At 33.9% G+C, this 6,256-nt stretch carries 8 protein-coding genes; all 8 read left to right on the top strand.

Annotation, left to right across the window (positions count from 1 at the left end; translation table 11 throughout):
- Positions 1–310: sugar transferase (locus IE039_RS03420; RefSeq protein WP_189428730.1), on the top strand; the 310-nt coding region annotated here is incomplete at its 5' end.
- A gap of 29 nt (positions 311–339) precedes the next feature.
- Complete coding sequence (locus IE039_RS03415; protein ID WP_010006542.1) at positions 340–1,119, top strand: glycosyltransferase; 780 nt, start codon at positions 340–342, stop codon at positions 1,117–1,119.
- A complete protein-coding gene (locus tag IE039_RS03410; RefSeq protein ID WP_010006541.1) occupies positions 1,104–1,913 on the top strand; it encodes a glycosyltransferase in 810 nt (269 codons plus the stop codon). The genes IE039_RS03415 and IE039_RS03410 overlap by 16 nt, the downstream gene beginning before the upstream one ends.
- Entirely contained in the window at positions 1,900–2,616 is a 717-nt protein-coding gene (locus tag IE039_RS03405) for a glycosyltransferase (RefSeq protein WP_010006540.1), read from the top strand. The genes IE039_RS03410 and IE039_RS03405 overlap by 14 nt, the downstream gene beginning before the upstream one ends.
- Positions 2,613–3,734 carry an EpsG family protein gene (locus IE039_RS03400; RefSeq protein WP_010006539.1) on the top strand — a complete coding sequence of 374 codons (1,122 nt, stop codon included), beginning with the start codon at positions 2,613–2,615 and terminating at the stop codon, positions 3,732–3,734. The genes IE039_RS03405 and IE039_RS03400 overlap by 4 nt, the downstream gene beginning before the upstream one ends.
- 20 nt (positions 3,735–3,754) lie before the next feature.
- Entirely contained in the window at positions 3,755–4,657 is a 903-nt protein-coding gene (locus IE039_RS03395) for a glycosyltransferase family 2 protein (protein ID WP_010006538.1), read from the top strand.
- Positions 4,658–4,761: 104 nt separating this feature from the next.
- Positions 4,762–5,646, top strand: a complete 885-nt coding sequence (gene rfbA / locus IE039_RS03390; protein ID WP_010006537.1) for a glucose-1-phosphate thymidylyltransferase RfbA — start codon at positions 4,762–4,764, stop codon at positions 5,644–5,646.
- A 10-nt stretch (positions 5,647–5,656) separates the two neighbouring features.
- Positions 5,657–6,250 (top strand): dTDP-4-dehydrorhamnose 3,5-epimerase family protein, encoded by a 594-nt coding sequence (locus IE039_RS03385; protein ID WP_189428729.1) that lies wholly within the window; start codon positions 5,657–5,659, stop codon positions 6,248–6,250.
- Positions 6,251–6,256 lie beyond the last annotated feature (6 nt).

Here is a 6,256-nt window from a genome sequence, read left to right as displayed (position 1 = left end):
ACACCAATCGAGATCTTCTTACTTAATCTACGTCACTAAATTCGTTCAAGTTATTTCTTGCAATCTGCCATTACGTAAAAAAAGCGGTGCCGATCAAGTTAGGCCAGGTATTTCTGGGTTAGCCCAAGTAAATGGTCGAAATAATATTACTGATGAAAATAAGGCTGCCTATGACGCTAAATATGCTAGTCGATTAAGTATGCAACTCGATGTTGTATTAATAATTGAAACTTTGGTATCAGTTATAAAACGTGACGGTATCTTTAAAGACGTCATTGAAAAGATGGAAGATAAAAAAACCATAAATTAGACTGGTCAGTTAAACAAGGAAAATGAAAAATGAAAGAGCGTAACAACCTATCTTTTGCTATTGTTACACATAATAATGAAGATATCATTGCGAATACCATTAGTTCAATTGTGGAAGCGGTAGATGATCAGTATAGTTTCAAAATATTTATTATAGATAATGAATCAAGCGATGAAACTGTAAAAGTAATAAAAAATATGAACATAAAGGGACTTGAAATTATTAAGTCTAGAAATTCAGGATTTGGATTTGGACACAATCAAGTTCTTAATAGACTCGACTCTGTATACCATTTTATTGTGAATCCTGATATTAGTATTCCAAATCGAATAATATTAAATAGAATGATAAAATTTATGGATGAAAATTCGAAAATCGGATTATTGTCGCCGTTAATTTTAAATACTGATGGGACAATTCAGTATTTGTTCAGAAATCAACCCACTGTTTTCGATGCGGCTATAAGATTTTTAGGAAATAGTGTTTTTAGTCGAAGACAGGATAAATTTGTTAATAAAAGCACAGGTTACAATAAGATTTTACCTATAGAAAATGCTTCAGGAGCATTTATGATGGTTAGAACAGACATTTTCAAATTAGTAGATGGATTTGATGAGAGATATTTCATGTACTATGAAGACAGTGACTTAACGAGAAAAATAAATGAAATCTCGACAGCTATGTTTGTACCAACGGTTAACGTTATTCACAGTTGGGAGAGAGCTAGTTCAAGGAATATGAAGTATAGTTTAATTATGGTGACGAGTTTGTGTAAGTACATGAATAAGTGGGGATGGAAACTTTGGTAAAAAATGAAACAGTACCGCGCGTATCATTAGCAGTATGTTTAATTATATATAATGTTACTGTTGATAAATCTGAATCATTGATTGCGATTAGGAATCAAATCGATAGTAACCAAATATATGTATTTGATAATAGTTCAAATGAAGATATATCTTTTGAAAATAGAAATACCTCAAAAGTAATGGGGATTAACTATATCAAGACAGACAATTTAGGCCTTGGGAAAACCTATAATGATGCAGTAAAAGTAGTCAAAAAACAATACGATTTTATTGTTTTCTTTGATCAAGATACAGAAATTCCTAATAATTTTATATCCGTACTGAGTTCGAAATTAAATTCTGAAAGTCAAATTATTGTTCCAGAAGTAAATGCTGATGAAAAAAAAATTTCACCAATTTCAAGAAAGAAAAGGTTGTTTAATTTTGATAAAATTCCTGAATTTAGCGCTATAAACTCTGGAATGTGTGTATCAAAAAAAATATTTGAAACAATTCGATTTGATGAAGATTTATTTCTTGACTATGTCGATCACGATTTTTTTAACAAAGTATCGTTAAATAAAATTACCATAGAAACAATTCCCGTAGTCTTACTTCAAAATTTTTCTGATAATGAGTACAACATAACAAAAGCTTCTAAAAGGTTTGAAACCTATTTGAATGACTCTAAAATTTATTCTAAAATTTATGGAAGTTCAGTTTATTTATCCGTTTTTAGACACGCCCTTAAATTGTCTTTAAGGTACAGAAGTTTACTTTTTTTTAAAAGGATGATTTCTAATGAAGAACATTAGCATTGCAATGGCCAGCTACAATGGTGAATCGTATATAAAAGAACAAATATCATCGATTCTTTCACAGATGAGCAACGATGATGAGTTAGTGATTTCTGATGATGGTTCCACCGATCAAACTATCAACATAATCTTACAATTTTCGGATCCAAGAATTCGTTTAATTCAAGGTCCAAAAAATGGGGTAATCAAAAACTTTGAGTTTGCAATTAAAAATACAAAAGGGGACATAATTGTCCTAGCGGATCAGGACGACATTTGGGAAAACTGGCGATTAGGTAACATTAGGAAGTCTTTTGAAGGAAGAGAAAATTTTGCTGTTTATCATTCTAAGCATAAAACTATTAATGAATTTGGGGAAGATGACGGTGTGAAACAAATTCCCTTTAAACGTGGCATTATGTCCAATCTAACAAAAAATACATACATAGGGGCAATGATGGCATTTTCTTCTAATCTAAAGCCATACATTTTACCGTTTCCAAGGCAAATAGCTATGCATGATCAATGGATTGGACTAGTTAACGAAATGTTAGGTGGAGAAGTTATATTATCTAAAAATGTTGAGGTATTATACCGACGACATCAAAATAATTTAACTGGATATTTCAAAATATCTTTTTATCGTCGAATAACTAATCGGATAAAAATGGGAATTGCTATTATTGTTCGATATCTACAGTCAAGGAAGATGAATGTATGATAGTTGCTATTATGCTTTGTGTGATATGCGTAGGCATTTTTAAAAAAAATATTGTATCAAGTTATATCTCCTTGGCTTTGTTGATTTGGATAATATTTCTTGTGCCTCACGATATTTATATGAATAACGATTATGAGGCATACTTATATGCATTTGAAAATCCAAATAGTGTAGATATGGAATCAGGGTTTATTTGGTTATTGCGAACGTTTAGTGATTTTGGTTTTTCTTTTGATCAAACACGATGGACTTTTTTGATTATCGTAACATTTATTTTTTGGTACGGTTTTAGAAAAATAAGCAAAGACTGGAGTTTAGTACTCGTTGGTTACTTTTTTTCTACATTTTTCATTGATCAGGTTCAACTTCGGAACACTATCATGTTTGGTATTGTTTTTATTGGACTAGCCTTGCTACTTAAGACAGGCCCTACAAAGAAAAGTAGTATTTTCTTTATTTTAATGATTATCCTTGCTGGATCGGTACAAATTAGTGGTTTTTTATATATATTTATCTTACTTTTTTGTAAATTTTATATGTCAAATCCTAAAAAAATAGGAACAGAAAGTTCTTCATTTTTGGTGGCAGTAAAGACTTTTTTTTCCACATTATTAATTTTCTTTGCGGCTCATTATACTATGGCACCAATATTAAATCGAGTACAATCAATATTGCCAGTTCACTTTGTCCAAGGATACTTACAAAGTGATGCTAAAGGTGGAGGACAAGTTACAGGACATGAATTATATGTTTATTCAATACAATTAGCCGTAATTATAACTGTCTTAGTGATTTTAATTCGAGAGTACAAAATTAAAAGTCAAATTCAAAATTCTTCACTTAGTTTGGCAGTTTTAACTGGGATAGAAAAATTTAATTATTTATTGGTTCTTTTGATTTCGGTTAACTTCAATTTCTTTAGATTATTAAGAAATGAGTGGATTTTAATTTTAATTCTCATGGCCATACTTTCAAAGGAACATAAAAGAAGCTATCTATCATTAAGTACATTTGTTGGAATTATTGGTATTGGAGCAATGGGACTTTGGTGGTCGAGCAAGTTGGTTTATTCGAATTTAATACTTCCAACTGTCACTTCAATTATTAGTTATTTATAGTCCTAAGGAGAATATAAAAAATGAAAGAGCCGCTAGTATCTGTAGTAATTACCAGTATGGGGAAAGAATATTTAGTTAACGCGATTAAAAGTGTGGCGTCGCAAACATATCCCAATATAGAGATAATAGTTGTTGTTGATCAAAATTTGCAATTTGATCATGACATATTAAAAAAAGTAACAGTGTACTCTGCTGCTGGTGCCCATAATGCTAATGTTTCGAGAAATATCGGTGTAGCTAAAGCAAGTGGTTCGTATATTGCGTTAATGGATGATGATGATGTATGGACAACTGATAAAATAGCATTACAAGTTCATGCTGCTTTAAATCATGAGAAGGGTCAGTATTATTTTTCATTTGGTCAAACTCGTTTTTTAAAGGAAGGGATAGTATCTGATACAACACATCCGACGGTAGGTATTCAGCATAATCAAAGTATATTAGATTATTTTTTTGATGGATCAAACGGTTTCATTCAAACATCAAGTTTTTTTGGAAATCGTGACCTTTTTTTGAAAAATAAATTTGATGAATCAATCATTAAACACCAAGATTGGGACTGGCTTGTAAATATGGAAAGAATACCTAATGTGGTAATTGACTTTTTACCAAAAGTCGTTACATATTATACAGTTCATAAAGTTGGCACATCAGTTGGAACAAAACAAAGATGGAAATATACTGAAACATGGTTAAAAAAGCATCAAAACACCATGTCAGATTATGCAATATCTAATTTTTATTCTAAAGTAATATTGCGATCTCTTCTGTTTGATAATGAATTATCATTTTCTGAAAAAAACAAAGAAATTCTTAGGATTTTGAAAATAATTTCGCTAAAATATCCATTGCTTTTTATAAAAAGTATTGCGAAGGTATTAATCTATTTAGTTAAAAAAATTACCTCAAGGCAGATCGGATAATAAAAAATTGATAAAAGTGTAAATGTGCATTGTATAGCAAGTATTGCATCTTTTTTCATTTTAAAATTCCAGTTGTTTTAATAATATAATAAGGAGACCTAACCATGAAAGGTATTATCCTCGCCGGCGGTTCCGGCACACGACTATATCCCATTACCAAAGCGACCAGTAAGCAATTGGTGCCGATTTATGACAAGCCAATGATCTATTATCCCTTGTCAGTCTTGATGTTGGCCGGTATTAAAGAAATTTTGTTGATCTCAACGCCAGAATATGTTGGCCAATTTGAATCATTGTTTGGTGATGGCCATGACTTAGGCTTGAACATTGAATATGCCATTCAAGAAGAACCACGTGGGTTGGCGGACGCCTTTATTGTTGGGGCTGATTTTATTGGTGATGACACGGTGGCGTTGGTATTAGGCGATAACATTTTCTACGGCGCTGGCTTATCGGAAAAACTACAAGCTGCCGCACAAAAAACTACTGGGGCTACCGTCTTTGGTTACCAAGTTCATGATCCAGAACGTTTTGGCGTCGTGGAATTTGACGAAGAAGGCAAGGCTTTATCGATTGTTGAAAAGCCAGAACACCCAAAGTCAAACTATGCCGTAACTGGTTTGTACTTCTACGACAATGACGTGGTGGAAATTGCTGCCAATGTGAAGCCATCAGCGCGAGGGGAAATTGAAATTTCTGACATTAACCAAGCCTACTTGGACCGTGGTGATTTGGATGTCCAAGTCATGGGCCGTGGTTATGCTTGGTTAGATACAGGAACGCATGAATCTTTGCTCGAAGCGTCATCCTTTATTGCCACGATTCAAAAGCAACAAAATCTTAAAGTGGCATCACTGGAAGAAATTGCTTACCGAATGGGCTACATCGGGCTTGAACAGCTTGAAATTTTAGCCCAACCACTCAAGAAAAACGATTACGGTCAATATTTGCTGCGTTTGGTAGCTGATGAACAAGCCCGCTTAAAGTAAAGGAGACAACATGACAGCTGAATTTTTTGAAAAGCCGTTAGCAGCCCGCCAAGTGGCAGAAATTCCCGGCATGATTGAATTTGACATTCCGGTTCACGGGGATAACCGTGGTTGGTTTAAAGAAAACTTCCAAAAAGAAAAGATGGTGCCACTAGGCTTTCCGGAATCTTTTTTTGCTGAAGGCAAGTTGCAAAACAACGTGTCTTTCTCACGCCAAGGGGTTTTGCGTGGTTTGCACGCAGAACCTTGGGATAAGTACATCTCAGTGGCAGACAACGGCAAAGTCTTAGGTGCTTGGGTTGATTTGCGTGCCGGCGAGTCGTTTGGCCACGTCTACCAAACGGTTATTGATGCTAGCAAGGGTATCTTTGTGCCACGTGGGGTGGCTAATGGGTTCCAAGTTTTGAGTGAAACCGTGTCTTATTCATATTTGGTGAACGATTACTGGGCCTTAGAATTAAAGCCAAAGTACGCTTTTGTGAACTATGCTGACCCAACCTTAGGCATTGAATGGGCCGACGTTGCTCACGCTGAAGTGAGCGAAGCGGATAAAAACCATCCCTTGCTCAAAGACGTAGTGGCTTTGCAATCTGAACAATTATAATTGGAG

This window comes from Leuconostoc lactis KCTC 3528 = DSM 20202, assembly GCF_014651235.1.
Taxonomy (GTDB): domain Bacteria; phylum Bacillota; class Bacilli; order Lactobacillales; family Lactobacillaceae; genus Leuconostoc; species Leuconostoc lactis.
Note: the sequence above shows the minus strand (reverse complement) of the source record. Positions and strands in the feature narration are given on the sequence as shown.

What these genes read in the sequence shown, in the direction of transcription:
- IE039_RS03415 (WP_010006542.1), top strand. Translation starts at nt 340, where the DNA reads ATGAAAGAGCGTAACAACCTATCTTTTGCTATTGTTACACATAATAAT.
- IE039_RS03410 (WP_010006541.1), top strand. Translation starts at nt 1,104, where the DNA reads ATGGAAACTTTGGTAAAAAATGAAACAGTACCGCGCGTATCATTAGCA.
- IE039_RS03405 (WP_010006540.1), top strand. Translation starts at nt 1,900, where the DNA reads ATGAAGAACATTAGCATTGCAATGGCCAGCTACAATGGTGAATCGTAT.
- IE039_RS03400 (WP_010006539.1), top strand. Translation starts at nt 2,613, where the DNA reads ATGATAGTTGCTATTATGCTTTGTGTGATATGCGTAGGCATTTTTAAA.
- IE039_RS03395 (WP_010006538.1), top strand. Translation starts at nt 3,755, where the DNA reads ATGAAAGAGCCGCTAGTATCTGTAGTAATTACCAGTATGGGGAAAGAA.
- rfbA (WP_010006537.1), top strand. Translation starts at nt 4,762, where the DNA reads ATGAAAGGTATTATCCTCGCCGGCGGTTCCGGCACACGACTATATCCC.
- IE039_RS03385 (WP_189428729.1), top strand. Translation starts at nt 5,657, where the DNA reads ATGACAGCTGAATTTTTTGAAAAGCCGTTAGCAGCCCGCCAAGTGGCA.